The organism is Mycobacterium sp. 5-140-3-2 (genome assembly GCF_035666375.1).
Taxonomy (GTDB): Bacteria; Actinomycetota; Actinomycetes; order Mycobacteriales; family Mycobacteriaceae; genus Mycobacterium; species Mycobacterium intracellulare.
Genome location: NZ_CP142025.1, coordinates 1,229,675 through 1,254,247 on the forward strand (window position 1 = coordinate 1,229,675; position 24,573 = coordinate 1,254,247).

The 24,573-nt window shown below is 70.0% G+C and carries 20 protein-coding genes and 1 riboswitch; of the genes, 11 read left to right on the forward strand and 9 right to left on the reverse strand.

Annotated features, from left to right (window positions below; all coding sequences use genetic code 11):
- Positions 1 to 85: 85 nt before the first annotated feature.
- On the reverse strand, positions 86 to 1,762 hold the full coding sequence (locus P6281_RS06085) for a PPE family protein (protein ID WP_324738655.1): 1,677 nt from the start codon (positions 1,760 to 1,762) through the stop codon (positions 86 to 88).
- A 135-nt stretch (positions 1,763 to 1,897) separates the two neighbouring features.
- Positions 1,898 to 2,079: riboswitch (cobalamin riboswitch) on the reverse strand.
- Between the two features lie 10 nt (positions 2,080 to 2,089).
- A complete protein-coding gene (locus P6281_RS06090) occupies positions 2,090 to 3,730 on the reverse strand; it encodes a PucR family transcriptional regulator (RefSeq protein ID WP_009957273.1) in 1,641 nt (546 codons plus the stop codon).
- A gap of 83 nt (positions 3,731 to 3,813) precedes the next feature.
- Here P6281_RS06090 and pruA point away from each other — a divergent pair, with 83 nt between their 5' ends.
- Both pruA and P6281_RS06100 read left to right on the forward strand, forming a co-directional pair.
- On the forward strand, positions 3,814 to 5,445 hold the full coding sequence (gene pruA, locus P6281_RS06095; protein ID WP_324738656.1) for an L-glutamate gamma-semialdehyde dehydrogenase: 1,632 nt from the start codon (positions 3,814 to 3,816) through the stop codon (positions 5,443 to 5,445).
- A complete protein-coding gene (locus P6281_RS06100) occupies positions 5,445 to 6,404 on the forward strand; it encodes a proline dehydrogenase family protein (RefSeq protein WP_008254565.1) in 960 nt (319 codons plus the stop codon). Before pruA ends, P6281_RS06100 begins: the two co-directional genes overlap by 1 nt.
- Before the next feature lie 116 nt (positions 6,405 to 6,520).
- Here P6281_RS06100 and P6281_RS06105 read toward each other — a convergent pair whose 3' ends face one another.
- The 5 genes from P6281_RS06105 to P6281_RS06125 are packed head-to-tail and all read right to left on the reverse strand — an operon-like array spanning position 6,521 to position 9,707.
- Entirely contained in the window at positions 6,521 to 7,132 is a 612-nt protein-coding gene (locus P6281_RS06105; RefSeq protein WP_036458350.1) for a TetR/AcrR family transcriptional regulator, read from the reverse strand.
- A gap of 7 nt (positions 7,133 to 7,139) precedes the next feature.
- Positions 7,140 to 8,306, reverse strand: coding sequence for a lipid-transfer protein (locus P6281_RS06110; protein WP_324738657.1), 1,167 nt, complete (start codon positions 8,304 to 8,306; stop codon positions 7,140 to 7,142).
- On the reverse strand, positions 8,303 to 8,758 hold the full coding sequence (locus tag P6281_RS06115; RefSeq protein WP_009957218.1) for a MaoC family dehydratase: 456 nt from the start codon (positions 8,756 to 8,758) through the stop codon (positions 8,303 to 8,305). The genes P6281_RS06110 and P6281_RS06115 overlap by 4 nt, the downstream gene beginning before the upstream one ends.
- Positions 8,755 to 9,162: a Zn-ribbon domain-containing OB-fold protein gene (locus P6281_RS06120; protein WP_009957216.1), complete on the reverse strand. Its 408-nt coding sequence runs from the start codon at positions 9,160 to 9,162 to the stop codon at positions 8,755 to 8,757. The genes P6281_RS06115 and P6281_RS06120 overlap by 4 nt, the downstream gene beginning before the upstream one ends.
- Positions 9,162 to 9,707: an FAS1-like dehydratase domain-containing protein gene (locus P6281_RS06125; protein WP_009957215.1), complete on the reverse strand. Its 546-nt coding sequence runs from the start codon at positions 9,705 to 9,707 to the stop codon at positions 9,162 to 9,164. Before P6281_RS06125 ends, P6281_RS06120 begins: the two co-directional genes overlap by 1 nt.
- 198 nt (positions 9,708 to 9,905) lie before the next feature.
- On the opposite strand from P6281_RS06125, the gene P6281_RS06130 reads away from it, so the two are divergent.
- The 4 genes from P6281_RS06130 to P6281_RS06145 all read left to right on the forward strand — a co-directional run bounded on the left by P6281_RS06130 (position 9,906) and on the right by P6281_RS06145 (position 15,290).
- Positions 9,906 to 11,366: an aldehyde dehydrogenase family protein gene (locus P6281_RS06130; RefSeq protein WP_009957214.1), complete on the forward strand. Its 1,461-nt coding sequence runs from the start codon at positions 9,906 to 9,908 to the stop codon at positions 11,364 to 11,366.
- A gap of 132 nt (positions 11,367 to 11,498) precedes the next feature.
- The gene (locus P6281_RS06135; RefSeq protein WP_014379451.1) at positions 11,499 to 12,407 is read left to right on the forward strand and encodes an alpha/beta fold hydrolase; all 909 of its coding nucleotides are present in this window, start codon (positions 11,499 to 11,501) and stop codon (positions 12,405 to 12,407) included.
- Positions 12,408 to 12,436: 29 nt separating this feature from the next.
- A complete protein-coding gene (locus tag P6281_RS06140; protein ID WP_014384057.1) occupies positions 12,437 to 13,861 on the forward strand; it encodes an acyl-CoA synthetase in 1,425 nt (474 codons plus the stop codon).
- Between the two features lie 163 nt (positions 13,862 to 14,024).
- Positions 14,025 to 15,290: an MFS transporter gene (locus P6281_RS06145; RefSeq protein WP_009957210.1), complete on the forward strand. Its 1,266-nt coding sequence runs from the start codon at positions 14,025 to 14,027 to the stop codon at positions 15,288 to 15,290.
- Here the strand turns inward: P6281_RS06145 and dapD are convergent.
- Positions 15,287 to 16,240 (reverse strand): 2,3,4,5-tetrahydropyridine-2,6-dicarboxylate N-succinyltransferase, encoded by a 954-nt coding sequence (gene dapD / locus P6281_RS06150; protein ID WP_029385460.1) that lies wholly within the window; start codon positions 16,238 to 16,240, stop codon positions 15,287 to 15,289. The two genes, P6281_RS06145 and dapD, sit on opposite strands and share 4 nt — an antisense overlap.
- A 308-nt stretch (positions 16,241 to 16,548) precedes the next feature.
- Between dapD and P6281_RS06155 the strand changes: the two genes are divergently transcribed.
- The 3 genes from P6281_RS06155 to dapE all read left to right on the forward strand — a co-directional run bounded on the left by P6281_RS06155 (position 16,549) and on the right by dapE (position 19,899).
- Positions 16,549 to 17,361 (forward strand): PPE family protein, SVP subgroup, encoded by an 813-nt coding sequence (locus tag P6281_RS06155; RefSeq protein WP_014379453.1) that lies wholly within the window; start codon positions 16,549 to 16,551, stop codon positions 17,359 to 17,361.
- 37 nt (positions 17,362 to 17,398) lie between these two features.
- On the forward strand, positions 17,399 to 18,559 hold the full coding sequence (locus tag P6281_RS06160; protein ID WP_020415601.1) for a PPE family protein: 1,161 nt from the start codon (positions 17,399 to 17,401) through the stop codon (positions 18,557 to 18,559).
- A 275-nt stretch (positions 18,560 to 18,834) separates the two neighbouring features.
- A complete protein-coding gene (gene dapE, locus P6281_RS06165; RefSeq protein ID WP_009956183.1) occupies positions 18,835 to 19,899 on the forward strand; it encodes a succinyl-diaminopimelate desuccinylase in 1,065 nt (354 codons plus the stop codon).
- On the opposite strand, the gene P6281_RS06170 is transcribed toward dapE, so the two are convergent.
- A complete protein-coding gene (locus P6281_RS06170) occupies positions 19,896 to 22,013 on the reverse strand; it encodes an ATPase AAA (protein ID WP_041784835.1) in 2,118 nt (705 codons plus the stop codon). The genes dapE and P6281_RS06170 overlap by 4 nt on opposite strands.
- A gap of 87 nt (positions 22,014 to 22,100) precedes the next feature.
- Here P6281_RS06170 and P6281_RS06175 point away from each other — a divergent pair, with 87 nt between their 5' ends.
- Both P6281_RS06175 and fadD6 read left to right on the forward strand, forming a co-directional pair.
- Complete coding sequence (locus P6281_RS06175) at positions 22,101 to 22,664, forward strand: TIGR00730 family Rossman fold protein (RefSeq protein ID WP_020188822.1); 564 nt, start codon at positions 22,101 to 22,103, stop codon at positions 22,662 to 22,664.
- A gap of 75 nt (positions 22,665 to 22,739) precedes the next feature.
- Positions 22,740 to 24,518 (forward strand): long-chain-acyl-CoA synthetase FadD6, encoded by a 1,779-nt coding sequence (fadD6, locus tag P6281_RS06180; protein ID WP_009956208.1) that lies wholly within the window; start codon positions 22,740 to 22,742, stop codon positions 24,516 to 24,518.
- The last annotated feature ends 55 nt before the right edge of the window (positions 24,519 to 24,573 follow it).

The window sequence follows — 24,573 nt, forward strand, 5'->3', positions numbered from 1 at the left end:
GTTACCGCCTCGGCCCTTTCGCGTATGACGGTCGTGCGAGGCCCGGGGTGCGAGAAACCGTGGCGGGCCAAACGGCCTATGCGCCTTACGTTTTAGAACCCGTCGCGCCAGTGTCCCAGGTTCCCGGCATCATCGGCGTGCGGGGGCCGTCGTCGAACTCGTCGACGACGAGTGCGCTCAATCCCGCCGGTGCGGCGGCGGTCTTCGTGGGGACGGTTCCGGCGAACCCCATCGTCGGCGCGGGCCGGTCCGAGGCCGTCGTCGCCGGCTCGGGCTCGAGATCCATGTATTCGTAGCCCCGGCCGAGCTGGGAGACCTTGACCCGTTGCCGGCGCTTCTTCGTCGCGTCTTCCTCCGGCAGGGCCACGGCTTCGGCCTCGGCGGCGTCGGCCGCCGCCGCCCTTCGGGCGCGGGCGCTGGTGCTCGCGGCCCGGCGCGCGTCCGCGGCCAGGCCACCGACCATGTAGCCCAGGCCTTGCATCGCCGCGACCGGCGGTCCCGCCGGTGTGGGCGGCGGGGCGCCGGGCGCGGGCGACGCGGGAGCCGCGGCGGGTGTGGAGGCCGGCGTGGGCGCCGGAGATGGCGCCGGGGTCGGCGTGGGCGGCGGGGTGGGTGCCAGTGCCACGGGGACGAGTGCCGGGGCCGGGATGATCGGCACGATCGGGATGGCGTGCAGCCCGGCCAGGCCCGTCAGGCCCGCCAAGCTTCCGATCAGGGTGGGGACGACCAGCGGGACCACGGCGACGGTCAGCAGCGGCACGATGAGCGGAATCAGCACGATCATCTGCTCGAGCAACGTCTTGATCAGCGCGATGGTGTCGGTGATGACCGTGCCGATCACTTCGATGGTGGTGAACAGGATGGTCCACGCGATCGTCGCGGGGTTGCCCGAGGCGAATGCCGCCGCCAGGTCCGCCGCGACGAAGCTGAACATCTGCCCGAGATAGGCGAAGTACGAACCGAAGTCCATCGGGTAGCCCAGCGCGAACGCGATGTTGAACGGGTTCAAAAAGCTCAACGGGTTGCCCAGTGAAGGCAGCCACGGGTCGAAACCGGAGAACATGGACTGGAAGAACGGATTGTTCATCAGCTGGTCGATCAACGGCTGGATGAACCGGTTGTAGAAGTCGACGAACCCGGTCTTCTCCAGCCAGTCCATCCACTGGTCCTGCGTGTCGGGGGGATACGACGACGACTGCTCCGCCGTGGCGGCCAGCGCGGTGGCCTTCATGACCTCGGGAGCCGGCTCGGCCGGCGGCGCGGTGGCCACCGCGGCGGTCGCCACGCCCTCGTAGGTGCTCATCACCGTGGCCGCCTGAACCCACATCCGCGCGTAGTCGGCTTCGTTCACCGCGATCGGAATCGTGTTGATGCCAAAGAAATTCGTCGCCGTCAAGACGGCGTGGGCGGCGTGATTGGCGGCCAGCTCGGGCATCGTCGGCATGGCCGCGAGGGCCACGGTGTAGGCGGTGGCGGCGAGGTCCTGCTGGGCGGCCATGGTCGCGCTGTCGGCGCTGGCCTGCGCCAGCCAGGCGAGATACGGCGCGTGCGCGGCCGCGTACTCCGCGGCGCTCGGACCGTCCCAGCTGCCGGCCTGCACGGCGTCCAGCAGCGCGGTCAGCTCGTTGGCCGTTTCGGCATATTCCACGCTCAGCGAGCTCCAGGTCGCCGCGGACGCCAGCAGCGGGCCCGGCCCCGGTCCGCTGCTGAGCAGCGTCGAATGCACCTCGGGAGGGGAGGCCATCCAGATCGGGGCGGTCATCGCTCGCCGCCGCGCGGATCGGTGTGACGGGAGTGGGCGCGGCGGCACCGCGCCGCTGTGACGGCGGCATTGAAGGCCACCCATGCCGGACGAAACATGGACGTTGACAGCTCTCTCGGGGTACACCCGCCCCGGGTCGCAGTACGCGATGACGCGAGTGTCCTGGCTCTCGGATCGCCGCTCGCCTCGCCTTCCAGCTTTTCAGCCGTGGCCGTTGAGGTTCGCTCCCCGATGACAGTGGCGGGACCGCGCCGGATTCGCACCGGCTTCCTGCGTCGTCATCACCTTACGGGGTGACATTCTTGCATCCCCTCCGAGCAAATGTCGTCAAATCGTCCCAAGGCGGTCGGCGCGGACCGGCGTGCCCGTGTGTCGGCGCCGTTCCAGGATCCGCAGTCCCAGCGAGAACAGCAGCCGGACCTCGGGGTCGGCCAGCGAGGTCGACAGCAGCTTCTCGATTCGCCGCACGCGGTAGCGAACCGTATTCGGATGCACCCGCAATGCCTGTGCGGCCGCGGCGATGTCGCCGAAGGCGTCCAGGTAGGTCCGCAGCGTTTCCGCGAGCACCGGATCGTCTTCGCCCAGCTGCACGATCCGCGGATCGATCAGGCGCTCGTCGCTGCCGACCAGGGTCACGATCTCGTCGACCAGGACGGTGGTGCGCGCTTCGGCCAGCGAAGTCACCTGCCCGAACGAAATGGGATGGCGCTCAGCGCTGTCCAGCACGCGATCCACCTCGACGCGAGCCGCGGCGGCCCCGGCCAGGCCCGCGACCGGAGCCGCGATGGCCGCCCGCAGCTGCACCCCGAGCTCGGCGCGCATGGCGCCGATGGTGCCCCGCACCCAGGAGATGACCGACCGATGCTGCGTCTGGGTCCGGGCCACGGGAAGCAGCACGTACGTTCGTGAACCGTTCGAGGCCACCTGGGCGTCGCGGCGGAATGCGCTGGCGCTCAGCGCAATTATGTCGGCGAGCCGCGCCTGGCCGGCCGAAGCGTCGGCGGCGTCCCACCCGATCAGGGCTGCGGTGGTGTCGGCGGCCAGTCCGAGTTCGCCGGCGATGATCGCGGCGTCGACGGGTTCGTCGGCCAGGCCCAGCAATTGCTGGACCCGCCGGGCGTGGGTGGAGGGCCGGGCCGCCAGCCGCCACATGATGCGGGCGGCCAGCACGGCGGCGCCGCGCAACATCTCCTCGGCGTCGTCGGCCAGCGGTTGTGAGCCCTGCTGCACCCAGATGGTTCCGGCGAATTCGCGCGGGCGCCGCGCGTCGGTCGCGGGCTGGTGGATCCCGAGGGCCAGCCGCGGGCGCAGGCCCAGCTCGGGCCGCTCGTCGACGCGCACCACCTCGGTGCCCGATCGCAGGGCATCGAAGATGCCCCATTGGCCGATCCACTCCAGATGTTCGGGCGGGCCGGCCCTGCCCAGGATGGAAAGGCGCCGCAACTCGTCGGCTTCGTCGTTGGACGCCGAGTAGGCCAAGACATGGGATTGCGCGTCCTCGATGCTGACCATGCCGTGGATGCGGTCGGCGAGCGACTGCGCCAGCCCGAACAAGTCGGTGCCCGAGTCGTCCATCGCGTCGGCGCGGTCGCCGTGATGCTCGAGGACGTGATTGACCAATTGGTAGAGGCGTTCCCACCGGGCGCGCGGCTCGACGGCCACCACCGCCGCGCCCGCCGCGACGGCCGTGCTCACCAGCGCGGGGGAGGGCTCTTTGACGAAGATGGCCACCGGCACGCGCGCGCGCGCCTGCCTGCCCATCCATCGCATCGCCTCGTCGTCGGCGACCCCCAACAGGAAGAAGACGTCGGCGGCGCCCGCCGCGGCCGCGAGACCCAGGCGCACGTCGTCGGAGTCGATCAGCGCGGCCGAACCCACCGGCAGGTCCAGGCCACGGGGGGCATCGGCGAGGCTGACCAGGGTCGCGTCCAGCGCGAGCAACAGCTGACCCAGCCCCACACCGGCCATGTTGTCCGATTCTACTATGAATCCAGTCGTGTATTGTTCGATCAGCTAACTCCATGCGCGATCGCCGCGAGGATCCTGGCGTCATGGACGCCGTCACTCAGGTCCCGATGCCGGCCAACGAGCCGGTCCACGACTACGCGCCGCGTTCCCCGGAACGCACCCGACTGCGCGCCGAACTGACCGCGCTGGCCGAGCATCCGATCGACCTGCCGCACGTCATCGGCGGCGATCACCGGATGGGCGAGGGTGAGCGCATCGATGTCGTCCAGCCGCACCGGCACGCCGCGAAGCTGGGCACCCTGACCAACGCCGTGTACGCCGACGCGACGGCGGCGATCGACGCCGCGATGGCCGCCAAAAGCGGCTGGGCGGCAATGCCGTTCGACGAGCGGGCGGCGGTGTTCCTGCGCGCCGCCGACCTGCTGGCCGGGCCGTGGCGGGAGAAAATCGCCGCCGCGACGATGCTCGGCCAATCCAAGTCCGCCTATCAGGCCGAGATCGACTCGCCGTGCGAGCAGATCGACTTCTGGCGCTTCAACGTGGCGTTCGCGCAACAGATTCTGGCGCAGCAACCGATCAGCGGGCCGGGGGAGTGGAACCGCAGCGAGTACCGCCCGCTCGACGGCTTCGTGTACGCGATCACGCCGTTCAACTTCACCTCCATCGCGGGTAACCTGCCGACCGCCCCGGCGCTGATGGGTAACACCGTGATCTGGAAACCCTCGATCACCCAGACGTTGTCGGCCTATCTGACCATGCAGCTGCTCGAGGCCGCCGGCCTGCCGCCCGGGGTGATCAATCTGGTGGCCGGCGACGGCTTCGCGGTTTCCGATGTGGCGCTGGCCGATCGGCGGCTGGCCGGCATTCACTTCACCGGGTCGACGGCCACCTTCCAGCGGCTGTGGTATCAGGTCGGCACGAATATCGGCCACTACCACAGCTATCCGCGCCTGGTCGGCGAGACCGGCGGCAAGGACTTCGTGGTCGCGCACGCGTCCGCGCGCCCGGATGTGTTGTGCACGGCCCTGATTCGCGGGGCCTTCGACTACCAGGGGCAGAAATGCTCGGCGGCATCGCGGGCCTTCATCCCGCAGTCGGTGTGGCGCCGCATGGGTGACGACTTTTTGGGGGAGACGGCCGCGCTGCGCTACGGCGACGTCACCGATCTCGCCAACTTCGGCGGCGCGCTGATCGACCGGCGCGCCTTCATCAAGAACGTCGACGCCATCGAGCGGGCGAAGGGCGCGCCACACGTGACCATCGCCGTCGGCGGCGAATATGACGACCGCGAAGGCTATTTCGTACGCCCCACCGTCTTGCTGTCCGATGATCCGACCGATGAGTCGTTTTCCACCGAATACTTCGGGCCGCTGCTGTCGGTGCACGTCTATCCCGACGACGATTACGACAGGATCCTCGACGTCGTCGACCGCGGTTCCCGGTACGCGCTGACCGGCGCGGTGATCGCCGACGACCGGGACGCCGTGCTGACGGCCCAGCACCGGCTGCGGTTTGCCGCCGGCAACTTCTACATCAACGACAAGCCGACGGGCGCGGTCGTCGGGCGCCAGCCGTTCGGGGGCTCGCGCGGCTCGGGCACCAACGACAAGGCCGGATCGATGCTGAACCTGTTGCGCTGGACGTCGGCCCGCACCATCAAGGAGACGTTCGTCCCCGCCACCCGGCACACCTACCCGCACATGGGCGCCGAGTGATGCCCGGAGTCTTCGCGAGCACCCTGCGCCCGGCGATCCTGGCGGCGGCACGAGGCGACGTGGTGCGCCGCGCCGCCCAGCGGTTGCCGGTCACCCGTCGTGTGGTGCGCCGCTTCGTTCCCGGGGAGACGATCGGATCCGCGCTGAATGGCGTTGCGGCGCTGCGCTCGTCGGGCCGGCTCGTCAGCGTCGACTATCTGGGCGAGGACGTCCTGAGCACCGACGACGCCGACGCGGCGGTGCAGGTCTACCTGGAGCTGATCGACGGTCTGGGCGACCTCGATGCCGGGGGCGACGTGGTGCGGCCGCTGGAGGTCTCGATCAAGTTGTCCGCGCTGGGACAGACGCTGGGGCGCGACGGGCACAAGATCGCGCGGGAGAACGCGTGGTCGATCTGCGATGCGGCCCGGCGCGCGGGTGTGTGGGTGACGGTGGACGCGGAGAACCACACCACCACCGAGTCGACGCTGTCCATCGTGCGCGATCTGCGGGCCGAGTTCGCTTGGCTGGGCGTGGCTTTGCAGGCATATCTGCGGCGCACGCCGGGCGACTGCGAGGAGTTCGCGGCGTCCGGGGCCCGGGTCCGGCTGTGCAAGGGCGCCTACGACGAGCCCGCGTCGGTGGCGTATCGCGGGCGGGCCGAGGTGACGGAGGCGTACCTGGCCTGCCTGCGGGTGCTGATGACCGGGACTGGCTACCCGATGGTGGCCTCCCACGACCCGGCTGTGATCAACGCGGCCAGCGCCATTGCCCGCGAATCGGGCCGTGGCGCCGGCGAATTCGAATACCAGATGCTGTACGGCATCCGCGACGACGAGCAGCGCCGCCTCACCGGGGCCGGTAACCACGTGCGCGTGTATCTGCCGTTCGGCACGCAGTGGTACGGGTACTTCATGCGGCGACTGGCCGAGCGGCCCGCCAACCTGACGTTCTTCTTGCGGGCTTTGGTCGGGCGCTGAGCCGGTCGCGTTGAGTGTGCGCTCACGGCTTCGAGTGTGAGCCTACGGCGGCGACACGCCGATGATCCCAACCCAGGATTCACACGCAAAGCCGACGATTGACACGCAAAGCCGCTTCACTGAGCGCGGCGGGGCCGCGGTCGGTCGCTGGCGAAGCCGCGCACCACGTGGGCGCGCACGAACGCCGCCGCCACGTCGGGATCGTCCATGTCCAGGGTCGACGACGGAGTGCTGAAGAGCGAGAACAGGATCCGTGCGAACCACTCGCCGGCCGCCTCGACGTCGAGATCCTTGCGCACCTCACCCGTGAGCCTGGCAGCCGACAGGTACGGGGCGAAGAACTCGACGCATTCGCGCAGTAGCACGCGGGCGTCCTTGGTCAACAACAGACTGATCGCATCCTCGTCAAAATACTTCTCGGAGGCAATGGTCCGCCGCGCCTGGGTGACGAATACCGCTGCGCGACTGAGCTTGTCCTCCAGCGTGCTGCCGCGGCTCATCGCCTTGGTCATCTCGCGGTAGAACTGCTGCGACGCGTGCTCGGCGCACGCCTCGACAATCGCGGCCTTATCGGAAAAGTATTCATAGATCGTGCTGCGGGACACCCTCGCTTGCTTGGCGATGTCGACGATCGTCGCCTTGTCCAATCCCTGCCTGCCGAAACACGTGAACGCCGACTCGACGATGAGCTCGCGGGTATCGGCGGCCTGGGCCGGTTGAGTCGTCACGGGACCCTCAACCCGCCGGTGCGAGGATCAGCCCACTGGTGGGCACGCCGGTTCCGGAGGTGACCAGAACGTGCTCGACGTTGTCGACCTGGTTGTGCGACGTGCCGCGGACCTGGCGGACCCCCTCGGTGATGCCGTTCATCCCGTGGATGTACGCCTCGCCCAACAGGCCGCCGTTGGTGTTGATCGGAAGATCGCCGCCCAACGACAGCCGCTCGACGGTCGCGAAGTCCTTCGCCTCGCCGCGCCCGCAGAAGCCCAGCTCCTCGAGTTGGGTGAACACGAAGGGCGTGAAATGGTCGTAGATGAAGGCGGTTTGGATGTCCTGCGGCTTGAGGCCCGAATCGCGCCACAGCCGGCGGGCCACCACCCCCATCTCCGGCAGACCGGTGATGTCGTCGCGGTAGTAGCTCGTCATCATCTCGCCGTTGTAGGCCGCGCCCTGCGCGGCCGCGGTGATGACGGCCGGGGGCTGCCGCAGGTCGCGGGCGCGTTCGGCGCCGGTGATGACGAGCGCGACACCGCCGTCGCTCTCCTGGCAACAATCCAGCAACCGCAGCACCGGTTCGACGATCCAGCGCGAATTCTGGTGATCTTCCAACGTGATCGGACGCTGGTAGAACCAGGCGTCGGGGTTGGCCGCCGCATGCTTGCGGTCGACCACCGCGATCCGGCCGAAGTCCTCGTTGGTGACACCGTACGTCGACATGTACCGCTGGGCGTGCATCGCGACCCAGGCCGCGGGAGTGAGCAGCCCGAACGGCGCGTAATGCGCCATGAACAACGGGGTTTCGGCCATGCTGCGCCCGCTGCCGCCGAACCGGAACCCGGAGCGTTCGTTGAAGGCGCGCCAGCACACCACCACATCGGCGACGCCCGTGGCGACCGCCATCGCCGCGTGCACCACCGTGCCGGCGGCGGCGCCCCCGCCGTGGTGCACGCGGGAGAAGAAGCTCAGATCGCCGATGCCCACGTTGCGGGCGATGTCGATCTCGTCGCTGGAATCCATGGTGAACGTGACCATGCCGTCGACGTCGCCGGGGGTGAGGCCGGCGTCGTCCAGTGCGGCGCTGACCGCCTCGCACGCCAATTGGAGTTCGCTGCGCCCGGATTCCTTGGAGAACTCCGTCTGACCGATCCCGACGATGGCCGCCGCGCCCGGCAACCGGCTCATGCGCCCGGCCCGTCGAGCAGGCTGAGCACCGCGGTGCCGGAGACGTGATCGCCCAGACTGTTGGCGCCCGCGAAGGACACCTCGACGAAGTTCTCGCCCCCCGAGCCCTCACTCTTGCCGGTGACGCTGCCGGTGAACCGCAGCGGGTCGTCCGGAAAGCACGGCACGCCCAGGCGAATCGACAGGTTCTTGACCATCGCCTCGGGCCCGGCCCAGTCGGTGAGGAACCGCACGCAGTAACCGTTGGTGGTCAGGATGTTCATGAACAAGTTCGGCGAACCCTGCTGCTTGGCGTAGTCACGGTCGTGATGCACCGGCATGAAGTCACGGGTGGCGATCGCGCCGGCAACGATCATCGTGGTGGTGATGGGGATTTCAAGAGGGGTGACCTCGTCACCCACCGCAATGTCCCGCCATCGCAGGGTTGTGGTGCGGGCTGCGGTGGTCGTCATGCGTGTCCTTCGCGGGGCCGGAATTGATGCAACACGAGGCCGTCGTCGAACGTCTGGTAGTAGACCTGTACCGCCAATCCGGTTGTCACGTCGGGGGGATCGATGCCGGTCAGGTTGGACACCAGCCGCACCCCCTCCTCGAGTTCCACCAGCGCGACGACGTAGGGATAGTCGAAGAACGGAAACTTGGGTTCGTGTGGCATCACGTAGCTGTACACCGTGCCGAGGCCGGAAGCCTCGATCGTGTCCCACTCGAGAGAACGGCAATGCGGGCACATTGGCCGGGGCGGGTGCCGGAGCTGCCCGCAGCCACCGCATCGCTGAATCAGGAGTTTGTTCTCCCGCAATCCATTCCAGAAGAATTCGGTGTCCGGGGTGATCGCCGGCGCCAGACGGGCCGCCATCAGTTCGCCGGCCTGAATCGCAGCACCCGGAATCGCTGCCGCCCCAACACTTCGCCGTTCTGGTCGGTGTAGGTGGTCAGCCACGTCAGGAAGAAACCGGTGCCCAGCGCCGTCTTCTTCTCGTCGGAGACCGATTCGTAGACCGTCGTCGCGCTGATCACATCGCCCAGCCGAGGGTAACGTTCGATCTCGAACTCCGAATTGGTCGCCACCGTGCTGGTGTAGCCGGCCTCGTCGAGGAATTCCGTTGGGTTGCTTTTGATCTCGATCGGCGCCCCGCCCCGTTCGCCGATTCCCTCCAGTATCGGCGATGGCATCGTCCACGTCTGCAGCATCACCGGTGGCGACACGATGCCGCCGAACCGGGACGAGGCCGCGAACTCCGGGTCGAGGTACACCGGGTTCATGTCGGCCATCGCGTACGCCCAGTGCCGGATCATCGGCTGGTTCACCGGGTCCGGCGCCACCGAGGGCTTCCCGGTGCCGCCGGTCGGCTGCCCGACGAGGGCCCGCACCTTGGCGCTGACGGATTCTGGGTCGGTCACGTAGCAAGCCCCTCTCGCAGAACACCTTGATCCGACAGATTGATGCGATCTGTCTCGCGAGTTGTGTGTACTCTGCGCCGTCGCATGGTGTCAATACAACAGCAAAGTGCGCGAGGAGCTCCGGAATTCATGCAAATGACGATTGACGGCGGCCGCTGGGACGGGTACACCAAGTGATCAGATGACCGGAGGAAGCACATGGCCGATTCGCCCGCCCTTGTTCAGTCCTATCCGCTCTACATCGACGGCGACTGGGTCGAGCCGCAGGACGGCCGCTATGACGACATCTCTCCGTCCACCGAGGACGTGATCGCCACCGCGCCCGACGCCAGCATCGCCCAGGTCGGTGAGGCGATCGCCGCCGCGCGCCGCGCGTTCGACAGCGGACCCTGGCGCACCATGAGCGCCGAGGAGCGCGCCGGGTGCCTCAACCAGTTGGGTGAGGCGCTGAGCAAACACGCCGATGACTTCTTCGCGCTGTCCCAGGTGGAGTGGGGCTGCGTTGCGAACGAACGCCTCATGCAGATCGACGGCGCCGGCTTCATGTCGATGCACGCCGCCCAGCTGGCCACCCAGTTGAAGGACGAAGCGGTCACCGGGATGGGCGCCGGCACCACGTTGCTGCGCCATGAACCCCTGGGTGTCGTGTCGGTGTTGACCCCGTGGAACTTCCCGCACTGCCTCAACGTGATGAAGCTGAATCATGCTCTGGCCGCAGGCAATACCGTCGTGCTCAAGCCCTCGCCGCTGACCCCGCTGGCCGGGCTGGCGCTCGCGCGGATCATCGACGAACACACCGATATCCCGCCGGGCGTGGTCAATGTCGTCACCCCCTCCGGGGTCGAGGCGGCCAAGTTGCTGACCACCGATCCGCGGATCGACATGGTGAGCTTCACCGGCAGCTCGGTGGTCGGCCGCCAGGTCATGTCCGCCGCCGGCGACACGATGAAGCGGATCCTGCTCGAGCTCGGCGGCAAGTCCGCCAGCATCGTCCTGGACGACGCGCAGGTCACCGACGAGATGCTGCAGCAGATGCTGTTCGACTGCTGCTCGCTGCACGCCGGACAGGCCTGCATCCTGCACAGCCGGCTGCTGCTGCCGGACTCGCTACACGACGACGTCGTCGACCGGCTCGCCGCGCTGGCGCGCGAAGTCAAGGTGGGCGATCCCACCGATCCCGACGTTCAGATGGGCCCGCTGATCAGCGCGGCGCAGCGCGACCGGGTCGAGGCCCACGTCGCCGGTGCGCTCGACGACGGGGCGAAGCTGGTGACCGGCGGCGGCCGTCCGGCCGGCTTGGACATCGGGTTCTACTTCGAACCGACGATTCTGTCCGATGTCGAGCCGAATTCGACCATCGCGCAAGAGGAAGTGTTCGGTCCGGTGTTGACGGTGCTGCGCTACCGCGACGACGACGACGCCGTCGCCATCGCGAACAATTCGCAATACGGCCTCTCCGGGGCGGTGTGGGGCGGCGACGTCGACCGCGCCGTCGGCGTCGCACGCCGCATCCGCACCGGACAGATCGCGGTCAACGGCTGCGGCCCGGGCGGCGCGCCGTTCGGCGGCTTCAAACTCAGCGGGCTGGGCCGCGAGGGCGGCGGCATCGGCGGGCTACACCAGTACATGGAGCCGATGGCCGTCGGCGTCCCCGCGTGACGGGCTCCGCTCCACGAAATGCCCTGCGCCAGAGGCACATCCGACGCCGACATGATGCCTTAACGTCGGGCCCGCCGGGCGCCGGCCCGGTCCACCTTTGGTAAACCGTGCGTCCCATGCCAAGCTGCTGACATGGCCATCGAGATCGCCCGCCCCAAACTCGAAGGAAACGTCGCCGTCGGCGAAGACCGCCAGATCGGCTTCGCCGAATTCGGTGACCCGCAGGGCCGCGCGGTCTTCTGGCTGCACGGCACCCCCGGCGCGCGCCGCCAGATCCCCACCGAGGCCCGCCTGTACGCCGAGAACCACAAGATCCGGCTGATCGGCCTGGACCGCCCCGGGATCGGCTCGTCGACACCACATCGGTACGAGAACATTCGCGCGTTCGCCGAGGACCTGCGGACCATCGCGGACACGCTCGGCATCGACAAGATGGCCGTCATCGGCCTGTCCGGCGGCGGTCCGTACGCGCTCGCCTCGGGCGCGGTGTTGTCCGATCGCGTCGTCGCCGCCGGCATCCTCGGCGGCGTCGCGCCCTTCCTCGGCGACGAGGGGATCACCAGCGGCCTGATGAATCTGGGCAAGCGGGTGGCGCCGCTGCTGCGGCTGGGCGGTGACCCGCTGCGGATCGGTGCGAGCCTGGTGGTCCGGGCGATCCGCCCGGTCGCGAACCCCGCGCTGTTTTTGTATGCCGCGATATCGCCCGAGGGCGACCGGCGCCTGCTGACCCGGCCCGAGTTCGGGGCCATGTTCCTCGACGACCTGCTCAACGGCAGCCGCAAGCAGCTGGCGGCCCCGTTCAACGACATCATCCTGTTCACCCGGGACTGGGGATTCCGGCTCGACGAGGTCAAGGTCCCGGTGCGCTGGTGGCACGGCGACAGCGACCACATCGTGCCGTTCGCCCACGGCGAGCACGTCGTGGCCAGGCTGCCCGACTGCGAGCTGATCGTGCTCCCGGGCGAAAGCCACCTCGGCGGGCTGGGGCGCGGTGAGGAGATCCTGTCCACCCTGATGAAGATCTGGGACGAGCGGGGCTGACCTCGTCCGGCGCCGGGTAGCCTGCTGACGTGCTGCTGGCGTCCCTTGATCCCTCGGTCCTGACCGCCACCGATGTCGCCGACGCGGTGCGCATCGACGGCACCGTGCTCAGCCGCAGCGACCTCGCCGGAGCCGCGACGTCGGTGGCCGAACGGGTGGGCGGCGCGGGCCGCGTCGCCATCCTGGCCGCGCCGACCGCCGCGACGGTGCTGGCCGTCACCGGCTGCCTGATCGCGGGTGTGCCCTTCGTCCCGGTGCCCGCCGACGTCGGCGCCGCCGAACGCCGCCACATGCTCACGGACTCGGGAGCCCAGGCCTGGCTTGGGGCAGCGCCCCCAAAAGACTCGGCGCCCGAGGGGCTGCCGCACATCCCGGTGCGGCTGCACGCCCGCTCCTGGCACCGCTATCCCGAACCCTCGCCGGACGCCACCGCGATGATCATCTACACCTCGGGCACCACCGGGTTGCCCAAAGGGGTGGTGCTGAGCCGGCGCGCGATCGCCGCCGACCTCGACGCGCTGGCGCAAGCCTGGCAATGGACGGCCGACGACCTCCTGGTGCACGGCTTGCCGCTCTTTCACGTGCACGGCCTGGTGCTGGGCCTGCTCGGCTCGTTGCGGGTCGGGAACCGCTTCATCCACACCGGGAAGCCGACGCCGGAGGGCTACGCCCAGGCCCGCACCGACTTCGGCGGCACGCTGTTTTTCGGCGTGCCCACCGTGTGGTCGCGGGTCGGCGCCGACGAGGCGGCCGCCCGGGCGCTGGGCCCGGCGCGGCTGCTGGTCTCCGGAAGCGCACCGCTGCCGGTTCCGGTGTTCGACCGGTTGGCCGCCCTCACCGGGCACCAGCCCGTCGAACGCTACGGCGCCTCGGAATCGCTGATCACCATTTCGACGCGGGCCGACGGCGAGCGGCGACCGGGGTGGGTCGGCCTGCCGCTGGCCGGGGTGCAGACCCGGGTGCTCGACGACGACGGCGGCGCGGTGCCGCACGACGGCGAAACCGTGGGAAAGCTCCACGTTCGCGGTCCGATGATGTTCGACGGCTACCTGAACCGGCCGGACGCCACCGCCGAGGCGTTCGACGCCGACGGCTGGTACCGCACCGGTGACGTCGCCGTCATCGACGGCGGGGGGATGCACCGCATCGTGGGACGCGAGTCGGTCGACCTGATCAAGTCCGGCGGCTACCGCATCGGTGCGGGCGAGATCGAGACGGTGCTGCTCGGTCATCCGGGCGTGCAGGAGGCCGCGGTGGTCGGGATGCCCGACGCGGACCTCGGTCAGCGCATCGTCGCCTACATCGTCGGATCCGCCAACGGCGACGAACTGATCGACTATGTCGCGCAACAACTTTCGGTGCACAAGCGGCCACGCGAGGTGCGCGTCGTCGACACGCTGCCCCGCAACGCCATGGGTAAGGTCCTCAAAAAGGAGCTGCTGTCCGACGGCTGAGCGCCTTGCGCGCGAGCGCAACCCCACCGAAAATTTCGGCTCGATTCTTCGCAGTCCCGTTACGCCCGCGGTCCGAGCGGCGGCAGGTACCGTCGTAACGGTGCAAGGACGGAACGTACCCCCCGCCGGCGCCGCCGCGACCGTCGTAACCGCGCCCACGCCGATGCGGCGGATCGCCGTCGCCTGCCTCGTGGGCTCGGCGATCGAGTTCTACGACTTCATGATCTATGGCACCGCGGCGGCACTGGTGTTCCCGATGGTGTTCTTCCCGCACCTCAGCCCCTCCGGAGCCACGATCGCCTCGATGGGGACGTTCGCGACGGCTTTTCTGTCCCGGCCCCTCGGCGCGGCCGTGTTCGGATACTTCGGGGATCGGCTGGGGCGCAAGAAGACCCTGGTCGCCACGCTGCTGATCATGGGCGTGTCAACGGTGTGCGTCGGCCTGGTCCCCAGCTCCGGGGTGATCGGTGCCGCGGCGCCGCTGATCTTGGTCGCGCTTCGGCTGCTGCAAGGGTTCGCCGTCGGCGGCGAATGGGCGGGGTCGGCGTTGCTGAGCGCCGAATACGCCCCGGCCGACCGGCGCGGCCGATACGGCGTGTTCACCTTGATGGGCGGCGGCATCGCGGCCGTGCTGAGCAGTGCGACCTTTCTCGCGGTCAACCTCACCATCGGCGAGGGCAGTGCGGCGTTCCTGCAGTGGGGATGGCGGGTGCCGTTTTTGCTCAGCGCGGTGTTGGTCGGGCTCGCGCTGTATGTGCGCCTGAACATCGAGGAGACCCCGGTGTTCGCGGAGGAGAAGGCGCGCCAGCTGATCCCCAAAACCCCGCTCGCGGAGCTGCTGCGGCTGCAGCGCCGTGAGATCGCGCTGGCCGCGGGCAGCATCCTCGGCGCGTTGGGGTTCATTTACATGGCCCACACCTATCTGGCCATGTACGCGCACTCCCACCTGGGGTATTCGCGCAACTTCATCTGGTTCGTCGGCGCGCTGTGCGGGGTCGCGAGCATGGCGTTCATGGCGGTGTCGGCCACTCTGTGCGACCGGCTCGGGCGCCGTCGCATCATGCTGGTGGGGTGGAGCTGTTGTCTGCTGTGGTCGTTTCTGGTGATGCCGCTGCTGAACACCGGCAAACCCGTGGGGTACGCGGTGGCGATCGTCGGCATGTGCACGGCCGCGGCGATCGGCTCCGGCCCGACGGCGGCGTTCATCCCCGAACTGTTCGCCACCCGCTACCGCTACAGCGGAACGGCGCTGGCGCAAAACCTCGCCGGCATCGTCGGTAGCGCGTCGCCGCCGCTGATCGCCGGGACCCTGCAGGCGACATACGGCAGCTGGGCGATCGGCTTCATGCTGGCCGCCCTCACGGCGGTCAGCCTGGCGTGCACCTATCTGCTGCCCGAAACCAACGGCACGGCGCTCGGCGTCGGTTAGTTGGCGTGCAGGTCCTCGTTGAGGGCGATGCCCTGGCCGCCGCGCGCCACCACCTCCACGGCCCCGCTCAGCGAATTGCGCCGGAACAACAGGTTATTGCCGCCGGAGAACTCCCGCGCCTTCATCTGTTTGCCCTCGGGTGTGATGACCTTGGTGCCCGCCGTGACATAGAGGCCGGCTTCCACGACGCAGTCGTCGCCCAGTGAGATGCCCAGGCCGGCGTTGGCGCCGAGCAGGCACCGCTTGCCGATCGAAATGACCTCGGTGCCACCGCCGGACAGCGTGCCCATGATCGAGGCCCCACCGCCGACATCGGAGCCGTCGCCCACCACCACGCCGGCCGAGATGCGGCCCTCCACCATCGACGCTCCCAGCGTGCCGGCGTTGTAGTTGACGAAGCCTTCGTGCATCACCGTCGTCCCCGGGGCCAGGTGGGCGCCGAGCCGCACCCGGTCGGCGTCGGCGATGCGCACCCCGGTCGGCAACACGTAGTCGACCATCCGCGGGAACTTGTCGACGCCGTAGACCGTGACCGGTCCGTGGCGGCGCAGCCGGGCCCGCACGGCCTCGAACCCCTCGACGGCGCAGGGCCCGCGATTAGTCCAGACCACATTCGTCAATACCCCGAAGAAGCCGCCGGCGTTCAGCCCGTGCGGCGCCACCAGTCGGTGCGACAGCAGATGCAGCCGCAGGTAGGCGTCGTAGGCGTCGGCGGCCGCCTCGTCGAGCGAGCCGATCACCGTGCGCACGGCGACGGTCTCGGTGCCGCGGTCGTCGTCCCGGCCGATCAATGCGGTCAGCTCGGGGGGAACGTCGGACAGCGCGAGTCGCGACGTGGCACTCGCGCCCGACTCGGTCAGTTCCGGTGCGGGAAACCATGTGTCGAGGATCGATCCGTCGGCGGCCAGCGTTGCCAGCCCGATACCTGCAGCTCCAGTCACGGCGGTCAGGTTACTTCCTGGGTGGTTGCGTAGGTCCGTCCACCCTGCACGGCAACGCGGACCCGGGGCGCCGCGAAATACACGGAGTGCGCCGCCGCCTGTGAAACGCTGGCCCGCGCAACGTGATTCGGAGGCCCTCGCTGCGCAGCCGCTGCGCTGCGGGTGTCGAGGCCCACCGTCTTACCAGGTCAACCGCGTGAACTCGGCCGTTTCGGGGTACCTCGGTCCCGGGGATCGGCTGGTCACGTCCTGAGCCTGGTGGGGAGCCACCGGCGCGGGTCCGCAAGGGGCCGGCTCGTTTAGAGAAGGAGAACACCATGTCCTTTGTCACCACACGCCCCGAGGCGCTGATGGCCGCGGCGAGCATGCTCGAAGCGCTCGGCTCCTCGATGGACGCCCAAAACGCCGCCGCCGCGGCGCCCACCACGAGCATCGCCCCGGCGGCGGCCGACGAAGTGTCCGCGCTGCAGGCCGCGCAGTTTTCCGCCTACGGCGCCTGGTATCAGCAGGTCAGCGCCCAGGCGAAGGCGATCCACCAGACGATGGTCAACAACCTGGACACCAGCGCCGGTTCCTATGGCGAGACCGAAACCGCGAATCGGGTGACGACCGCCGCCTCGTCGCTGTCGCCGCTTGCCGCCTCACCGACTGCGGCGGCCGACCCCCCGCCCGCGGGGAGCACCACGCTCGGGACCGGGATCGGGTGGGGCCAGAACGTCGGTGCCGCCGCGTCGGACTTCATCACCCTGGGGGAGGGGCAATTCGCCCCCGTCACCGGCGCCGCGGGGATTCCCAACTTCACTCCCGGGCTCACCTCGGCGTCAGCGCCCGCGCCCGCGGCCCCCGCCGCAGTCGGTGCCGCGCCGGTGCTGGCGAGCATGGGCCGCGGGCCCGCGATCGGCGCGTTGTCGGTGCCGCCCAGCTGGGCGGCCGGCGGTGTCCCGTCGGTGAACGCCACCCCGACGCAGTTGGTCGGCGCGGGCTTTACCAGCGCCGCGCCCCACGCCGCGCCGGTGACGACCGTGCCGGGCGGCCTGCCGTCGATGGCCACGAGCGGACGCGGCGGCTATGGCCTCGGCGCGCCGCGCTACGGGGTCAAGCCGACCGTCATGCCCAAGCCAGCCATCTAGCACCCCACGAACCACAACCGAGAATAGGAGCGACGCAATGTCTTTCGACTTTGGAGCACTTCCCCCCGAGATCAACTCCCTCCGCATGTACACCGGGGCGGGGGCCGCGCCGATGATGGCCGCCGCGGCGGCCTTCAGCAGCCTCGCCGACGAATTGAGTACGACGGCCTCGGCCAGCCAGTCGGCGATCTCTAACCTGACCGGCGAGGAGTGGATCGGGCCCTCCTCATCCGCGATGGCCACCGCGGTCGAGCCCTACATCACGTGGATGCACACCACCGCGGCCCAGCTGCAGCAGGCGGCCTCCCAGGCCATGGCGTCGGCGGCGGCCTACGAGGCGGCATTTGCGATGACGGTCCCGCCCCCGCTGATCGCGGCGAACAGGGCCCAACTCGCGGCCCTGATCGCGACGAACGTCTTGGGTCAGAACACCGCGGCCATCGCGGCCACCGAGGCGCAGTACGGCGAAATGTGGTCCCAGGATGCCGCCGCCATGTATGGCTACGCGGCGGCGTCGGCGGCCGCGGCCAAGCTGAGCCCCCTGACCTCGCCGGCGCCGACGAACAACCCGGGCGGGCTGGGGGCGCAGGCCGCGGCCGTCTCCCAGGCCGCGGCAACGGGCGCGCAGACGAGCGGCCTCCAGCAGACCGTCACCAACGCGCCCAACGCGGTTCGGGCACTGGCGGCCCCGATGGCCGACCCGCCGTCGGCACTGAGCGGGCTGGACAGCTTCTTGGGCAACCCGGTGGTGAACAACGTCGGCAACGCCGGTTTCGACGTGGTCTCCTGGAACGTGTTCAACACCATGGTGTCCAACATCCTCTACAACCACACCCTCGACGTGGCGGCGGCCACCGGCACGGCCGGCGAGGTGGGGGGCGCGGTCGGCGGCGGCATGTTGGTAAGCGCGGCGGCCCCGGCGAGCACCGCGGGCGTCGGCGCCGCGCCGGTGCTGGCGAGCATGGCGTCGGCATCACCGGTCGGCGGCTTGTCGACGCCCGCCGCGTGGTCCGCGGCCACGCCCGCGCCTGCCGCCGCGACGCCTGTGAGTTCGGGGTGGACCGCGCCGGTTGAAGAGCCGCGCACGACGTGGGCGACGGGCATGCCGGCGGTGGCCTCGGCCGGGCGCGGCGGCTACGGCATGGGCCCGCGTTACGGGGTCAAGCCGACGGTGATGCCCACGCGGTTGCTCGTGTAGCCGCTGCGTCCGGCGGCTCGCCATCACGGTCACCCACGGGTGTTGATGGTGGCGACCCGCTGCGCCCGGCTCCGCCGCGCTTGCGATCGCCACTGGGTGTTGATGGTGGCGACCCGCTGCGCCCGGCTCCGCCGCGCTTGCGATCGCCACTGGGTGTTGATGGTGGCGACCCGCTGCGCCCGGCTCCGCCGCGCTTGCGATCGCCACTGGGTTAGATGGTGGCGACCCGCTGCGCCCGGCTCCGCCGCGCTTGCGATCGCCACTACCCTGAGACCGTGCTGGACTTACGCGGGGATCCGATCGCGCTGACCGCGGCGCTGGTCGACATCCCCAGCGAATCGAGGAACGAGGCGCGCCTGGCCGACGAGGTCGAGGCAGCGCTGCGCGCGCAGACCTCCGGCTTCGAGGTCGTCCGCAACGGCAACGCCGTGTTGGCGCGAACCCGACACCAGCGGCCGTCGCGGGTGCTGCTGGCCGGCCACCTGGACACCGTCCCGGTGGCCGGAAACCTGCCCAGCCGTCACGAGGGCGGCGAGCTGCACGGCTGCGGCACCGCCGACATGAAATCCGGGGACGCCGTGTTCCTCCATCTCGCCGCCACCGTCGCCGAACCCGTGCACGATCTGACGGTGGTGATGTACGACTGCGAGGAAATCGACGCGGCGGCAAACGGTTTGGGCCGCATCGAACGGGAACTGCCGGACTGGCTGGCCGCCGACGTGGCCATCCTGGGCGAACCGACGGGCGGCTACATCGAAGCCGGTTGCCAGGGCACCCTGCGCGTGGTCGTCAGCGCCGCCGGGACCCGCGCCCACTCGGCGCGATCCTGGTTGGGGGACAACGCTATTCACAAACTGGGTGCCGTGCTCGAACGGCTGGCCGCGTACGAGGCACGCAGCGTGGACATCGACGGCTGCACGTACCGCGAGGGCTTGTCGGCCGTGCGCATCGACGGCGGGGTGGCGGGCAACGTCATTCCCGATGCGGCCGCGGTGACGGTCAACTTCCGCTTTGCCCCGGACAGGTCGGTGCCCGACGCGCTGCAACACGTGCACGACGTGCTCGCCGGACTGGACGTGCACATCGAACAGACCGACGCCGCGGCCGGGGCGATGCCCGGGCTGTCCCAGCCCGCCGCCAAGGCGTTGGTTGAGGCGGCGGGCGGTAACGTGCGGGCCAAGTACGGCTGGACCGACGTCGCGCGGTTCGCCGCGCTGGGTATACCGGCGGTCAACTTCGGCCCCGGCGACCCGAATTTGGCGCACCGGCGCGACGAACGCGTGGCGGTCGCCAACATCACCGCGGCGGTGGACATGCTGCGCCGCTACCTGGGCGGCTAGCCGCCGCAGCGCCGAGCCTGCGCGGCGGCGTCGGCGGCGGCCGCGTGCATCCCGATCGACGTCAGCTCGTCCGACACCGCCCGCAACGCCTCGGCATCGCCCGCGGTGAGCGCGCGGGCGTGGGCCAACGCGATTCTGCCAACGACACAATCGATCTCGTCGCAGAGCCGGGCCAACGGATCGCCGGCACGGCTGTCGCCCAACCGCACGGCCTCGTGCCAGACGCGCACCGCCACGGCCCGCTGCCCGCCGCGCTCGGCCGCGCGGGCGGCCTCGCGCGCGGCGGCCACCGCGCCGTGCGAGTCGCGCAGCAACGCCAGCCGCCACGCGCGCGCCACCCCGAGCTCGGGGGCGAACAACGCCGACTTGGTTCCGTGCCGGGATTCGGCCCTGCTCAACGCTTTTGCCGCGGCAGCGGTATCTCCGAGCTGGGACAGCGCGGTGGCCAGCAGCGTCAGCGACAGCGGCCCCCACGAATAGCCGGTGCGCTCCAGAGTGGCGGTCGCCGGGATCAAAATGTCTGCTGCGGAGGCGAATTCGCCGCCGGCAAGCAGCACATGCGCCAGCAGCACCTCGCCGATCGCGCGGCCCGGCTGCTGCAGTTCGGCGAAATCGGTGAACTGCCGGGCCAATTGGCGGGCCTCCTCGAGCCTGCCCGCCATCAACAACGTGGTCGTCTGGCCCAGCCCGATGGTGAAGCGCAGCAACCCGGGATGTTCGGCTCCCAGGGCGCGCTGCGCCAACGGCTCGACGTCACCGAACCGGCCCTGCCGCGCCGCGCACAACGCGGCCGCGCTGCCGGCCCAGGCCACCGCCTGGTCGTCGGCCGACGCCGAGGCCAGCACCTCCTCGGCGACCTTGACCGCGTGCCCGACGTTGCCCGCGTTCATCGCGAAGGTCGCGCTAAGCGCGTCCAGCGTGGTCCGCGGCCCGGCATCTGCGACGCGATTGCGGACGGTCCGCAAGAACGCCGTCGCACGCTCGGGCTCGCTCAGAATCCAGAACTGGTTCGCCGCCCGCAGCAACGCCCACTCCATCAGGGCGGCTTCGGTCAACCCGGCGGAGTCGACGTCGGCCAACAGCGCATCGGCCTCGCGGCCGCGGCCCTGCCAGCCCAGCGCGTGCGCGAGCGCGAGCCGCGCGGCCAGCCCGCCGGAGCGCTCGAGCGCCGAGCGGGCCAGCCGCTCGCCCAGCGCCATGTCACCCAGCCTCAGCGCCTGCTGCGCGGCGGCGACGACGTCGGCGGGCCGTTGGCGCGCGTCGCTGTCTCGCGCCAACGACATCAGCCGCAGCCGGTCGCTGAGATGCTCGGATGGACGCTGCGACAGCAACGTGACCAGCTCGGTGCGCCGTTGTCGCGCGTCGTCGGGGTCCAGCGCGGCCAGCGTCCGCTCGGCGAACAGCGGGTGGGCCGTGTAGACGACGGGGTCCTCGGAGGCCCCGCCCCGCACCCGGGTCTCGGCGGCGCCCCACCTGACCGCCTCGGCCACCGCGCCGTCGCCGGCCAGGACGGTCAGGTCGGCGAGCGACAGCGGCTCGCACACGGCGAGATACTCCAGCACCGACCGGGCCGGCGCGGGCAACTCGGCGAGGAAGGCGTCGACCTCCGCGGGCGGCGTCGTCCCGCCGGGCGGCTCGATATCCATCCGGTCGAGCAGGCCGTCGCTCCACAGCGCGGCGATCGCATCGGGGGAGGCGTCGGCGCGGGCGGTCACGATCAGCCGCGCCGTCCCGGCCCGCGCCAGCTGGTAGACCAGCGTGGCCGACAGCACGTCCAGGTGTTGGGCATCGTCGACGACGAGCAGCAGGTCGTCGCCGCCCAGCGAGGCGCGCGCGGCCCGCAGCAGCGCGGCCGGCTTGCCGATGTCGGCGATCTGCACCAGGTGGCTGAAGGCCCCGAAGGGCACCGCGCGTTCGGTCGGGGTGCCGGTGACCCAGCGGACGAGCGTGTCGGGATGTTGACCGGCGAAGTGCTCGGCGGCCACGCGGGCCAAGGTGGATTTGCCGACGCCGTCGGGCCCCAACACCGCCGCTCCCCGGCCCCCCGCGGCCAACGCCGCATCCAGCCGCTCTGAGGCCGTCGCATGTTGGGGGACGTTCCATCGAATCGGCACTGCCGGATTTTATGGCGCGCGGGCCCGTCGGCACGGCGAAAGCCCCACATATGAGCGGTGATCGCAATTGGTCTACCTTTGGCGGATATGCCCGGGGAACGCGATTCAGCCCGCGAGTGGGCGGTGTGTGTGTACTGCGCGTCCGGTCCGCAGCATCCCGAATTGCTCGGTGTCGCTGCGGAACTCGGCGAGGCCATCGCGGAGCGCGGCTGGACGCTGGTGTGGGGCGGTGGCCGCGTTTCGGCGATGGGCGCGGTGGCGAGCGCGGCGCGGGCCCGCGGGGGCCGGACCGTCGGCGTCATCCCCCAGGTCTTGATGCGGCGCGAGATCGCCGACGCGGACGCCGACGAGCTGATCGTCAGCGACACCCTGCACGAGCGCAAGCAGATCATGGAAGACCGCGCCGACGCGTTCATCGCGCTGCCGGGCGGCATCGGCACCCTCGACGAGTTGCTCGACACCTGGACCACGGCCTACCTCGGTCTCCACGACAAACCCATCGTGCTGCTGGACCCCGTCGGCCACTACGAGGGGCTGTGGACGTGGTTGTGCGGCTTGCTCGACAGCGGTTACGTCTCCCAGGTGGCGATGGACCGATTGGTGCTGGTCGACAAGGTGGGCGCGGCGCTGGACGCGTGCGCGCCCGGCTGAGCCCGCCGGCCCGTCCCAGCCCCTACTAGGCTGTCCGCCGAGCTTGACTTTTACCAAACGAATCGAGGGGATCACGTGTCCGATCGTGACGGGGGAGCGCGCACGGCGGTCAAACTGACCGACATCGCATCTCGGGTGCCGGCCGTGCTGGCCGACCTGCCGGTGATCGCGCGCGGCGTGCTGACCGGGCTGGCGGCCCAGCCGGGGTCCAAGAAATCGATCGGCACGGTGTTCCAGGAGCGGGCCGCCCGCTACGGCGACCGGATCTTTTTGCGCTTCGGCGACCAGCAACTGACCTACCGCGACGCCAACGCGGCCGCCAACCGGTACGCCGCGGTGCTGGCCGCGCGCGGCGTCGGCCACGGCGACGTCGTCGCCATCATGCTGCGCAACTCGCCCAACGCCGTGCTGGCCATGCTGGCCGCGGTCAAGTGCGGTGCGGTCGCCGGCATGCTCAACTACCACCAGCGCGGCGAGGTCCTCGCGCACAGTCTCGGCCTGCTGGAGGCCAAGGTGCTCATCGCCGAGACCGATCTGGTCAGCGCCGTGGCGGAGTGCGGGGGCTCGGGCGGCACCCAGACGCTGACCGTCGAAGACCTCGAACGGTTCGCGGCGAGCGCCCCGGCCACCAACCCGGCGTCGGCGTCGGCCGTGCACGCCCGGGACACCGCGTTCTACATCTTCACCTCGGGCACAACCGGTTTCCCGAAGGCCAGCGTCATGACGCACCTGCGCTGGCTGAAGGCGCTCGCGGCGTTCGGCGGCATCGGGTTGCGGCTCAAGAGCTCGGACACCCTCTACTGCTGCCTGCCGCTGTACCACAACAACGCGCTGACGGTCGCGTTGTCGTCGGTGATCACGTCGGGAGCGACGCTGGCGCTCGGCAAGTCGTTCTCGGCGTCGAAGTTCTGGGACGAGGTCATCGCCAACGATGCGACGGCGTTCATCTACATCGGCGAGGTGTGCCGCTACCTGCTCAACCAACCGGCCAAGCCGACCGACCGAGCGCACAAGGTGAGGGTGATCGCCGGGAACGGCCTGCGCCCGGAGATCTGGGACGAGTTCACGAAACGGTTCGGGATCGCGCGCGTCTGCGAGTTCTACGCCTCCAGCGAGGGCAACGCCGCGTTCATCAACGTCTTCAACGTGCCCCGCTCCACCGGTGTCTTCCCGATGCCGTTGGCCTACGTCGAGTACGACCCCGACACCGGCGCCCCGCTGCGCGGCGACGACGGGCGCGTGCGCCGGGTGCCGGCCGGGGAGCCGGGCCTGTTGCTCAGCCCGGTCAACCGGCTGCAGCCGTTCGACGGCTACACCGATCCGGAGTCCAGCGAAAAAAAGTTGGTGCGCAACGCTTTTCGTGAGGGCGACTGCTGGTTCAACACCGGCGACGTGATGAGCCCGCAGGGCATGGGACACGCGGCGTTCGTCGACCGGCTGGGCGACACGTTCCGCTGGAAAGGCGAAAACGTGGCCACCACCCAGGTCGAGGCCGCACTGGCATCCGATGACTCCGTCGAGGACTGCACGGTCTTCGGGGTCGAGGTGCCGCGCACCGGCGGTCGCGCCGGGATGGCCGCTGTCAAGCTGCGCGACGGCGCCGAGTTCGACGGGCAGTCGTTGGCCCGCGCCGTCTACGAGCAGCTGCCCGGCTACGCGCTGCCGCTGTTCGTGCGGGTGGTGGAGTCGATCGAGCAGACCACGACCTTCAAGAGCCGCAAGGTGGAGTTGCGCGAGCAGGCCTACGGCCCCGACGTCGAGGACCCGCTCTACGTGCTGGCCGGACGCGACGAGGGCTACGTGCCGTTCTACGACGAGTACCCCGACGAGGTGGCCGAGGGTAAACGCCCGTAGGGCCGGCAGCGCCGATCGGCCGGTCGCGAGCGTAACCACACTGCGAGAGGGCGAG

Coding starts and splice junctions, on each gene's coding strand:
- P6281_RS06090 (WP_009957273.1), bottom strand. CDS start 3,730: ATGGCCGGTGTGGGGCTGGGTCAGCTGTTGCTCGCGCTGGACGCGACC.
- P6281_RS06130 (WP_009957214.1), top strand. CDS start 9,906: ATGGCCGATTCGCCCGCCCTTGTTCAGTCCTATCCGCTCTACATCGAC.
- P6281_RS06135 (WP_014379451.1), top strand. CDS start 11,499: ATGGCCATCGAGATCGCCCGCCCCAAACTCGAAGGAAACGTCGCCGTC.
- P6281_RS06145 (WP_009957210.1), top strand. CDS start 14,025: ATGCGGCGGATCGCCGTCGCCTGCCTCGTGGGCTCGGCGATCGAGTTC.
- P6281_RS06085 (WP_324738655.1), bottom strand. CDS start 1,762: ATGACCGCCCCGATCTGGATGGCCTCCCCTCCCGAGGTGCATTCGACG.
- P6281_RS06110 (WP_324738657.1), bottom strand. CDS start 8,306: ATGAGCCGGTTGCCGGGCGCGGCGGCCATCGTCGGGATCGGTCAGACG.
- P6281_RS06155 (WP_014379453.1), top strand. CDS start 16,549: ATGTCCTTTGTCACCACACGCCCCGAGGCGCTGATGGCCGCGGCGAGC.
- P6281_RS06115 (WP_009957218.1), bottom strand. CDS start 8,758: ATGACGACCACCGCAGCCCGCACCACAACCCTGCGATGGCGGGACATT.
- pruA (WP_324738656.1), top strand. CDS start 3,814: ATGGACGCCGTCACTCAGGTCCCGATGCCGGCCAACGAGCCGGTCCAC.
- P6281_RS06175 (WP_020188822.1), top strand. CDS start 22,101: ATGCCCGGGGAACGCGATTCAGCCCGCGAGTGGGCGGTGTGTGTGTAC.
- P6281_RS06100 (WP_008254565.1), top strand. CDS start 5,445: ATGCCCGGAGTCTTCGCGAGCACCCTGCGCCCGGCGATCCTGGCGGCG.
- P6281_RS06120 (WP_009957216.1), bottom strand. CDS start 9,162: ATGGCGGCCCGTCTGGCGCCGGCGATCACCCCGGACACCGAATTCTTC.
- P6281_RS06160 (WP_020415601.1), top strand. CDS start 17,399: ATGTCTTTCGACTTTGGAGCACTTCCCCCCGAGATCAACTCCCTCCGC.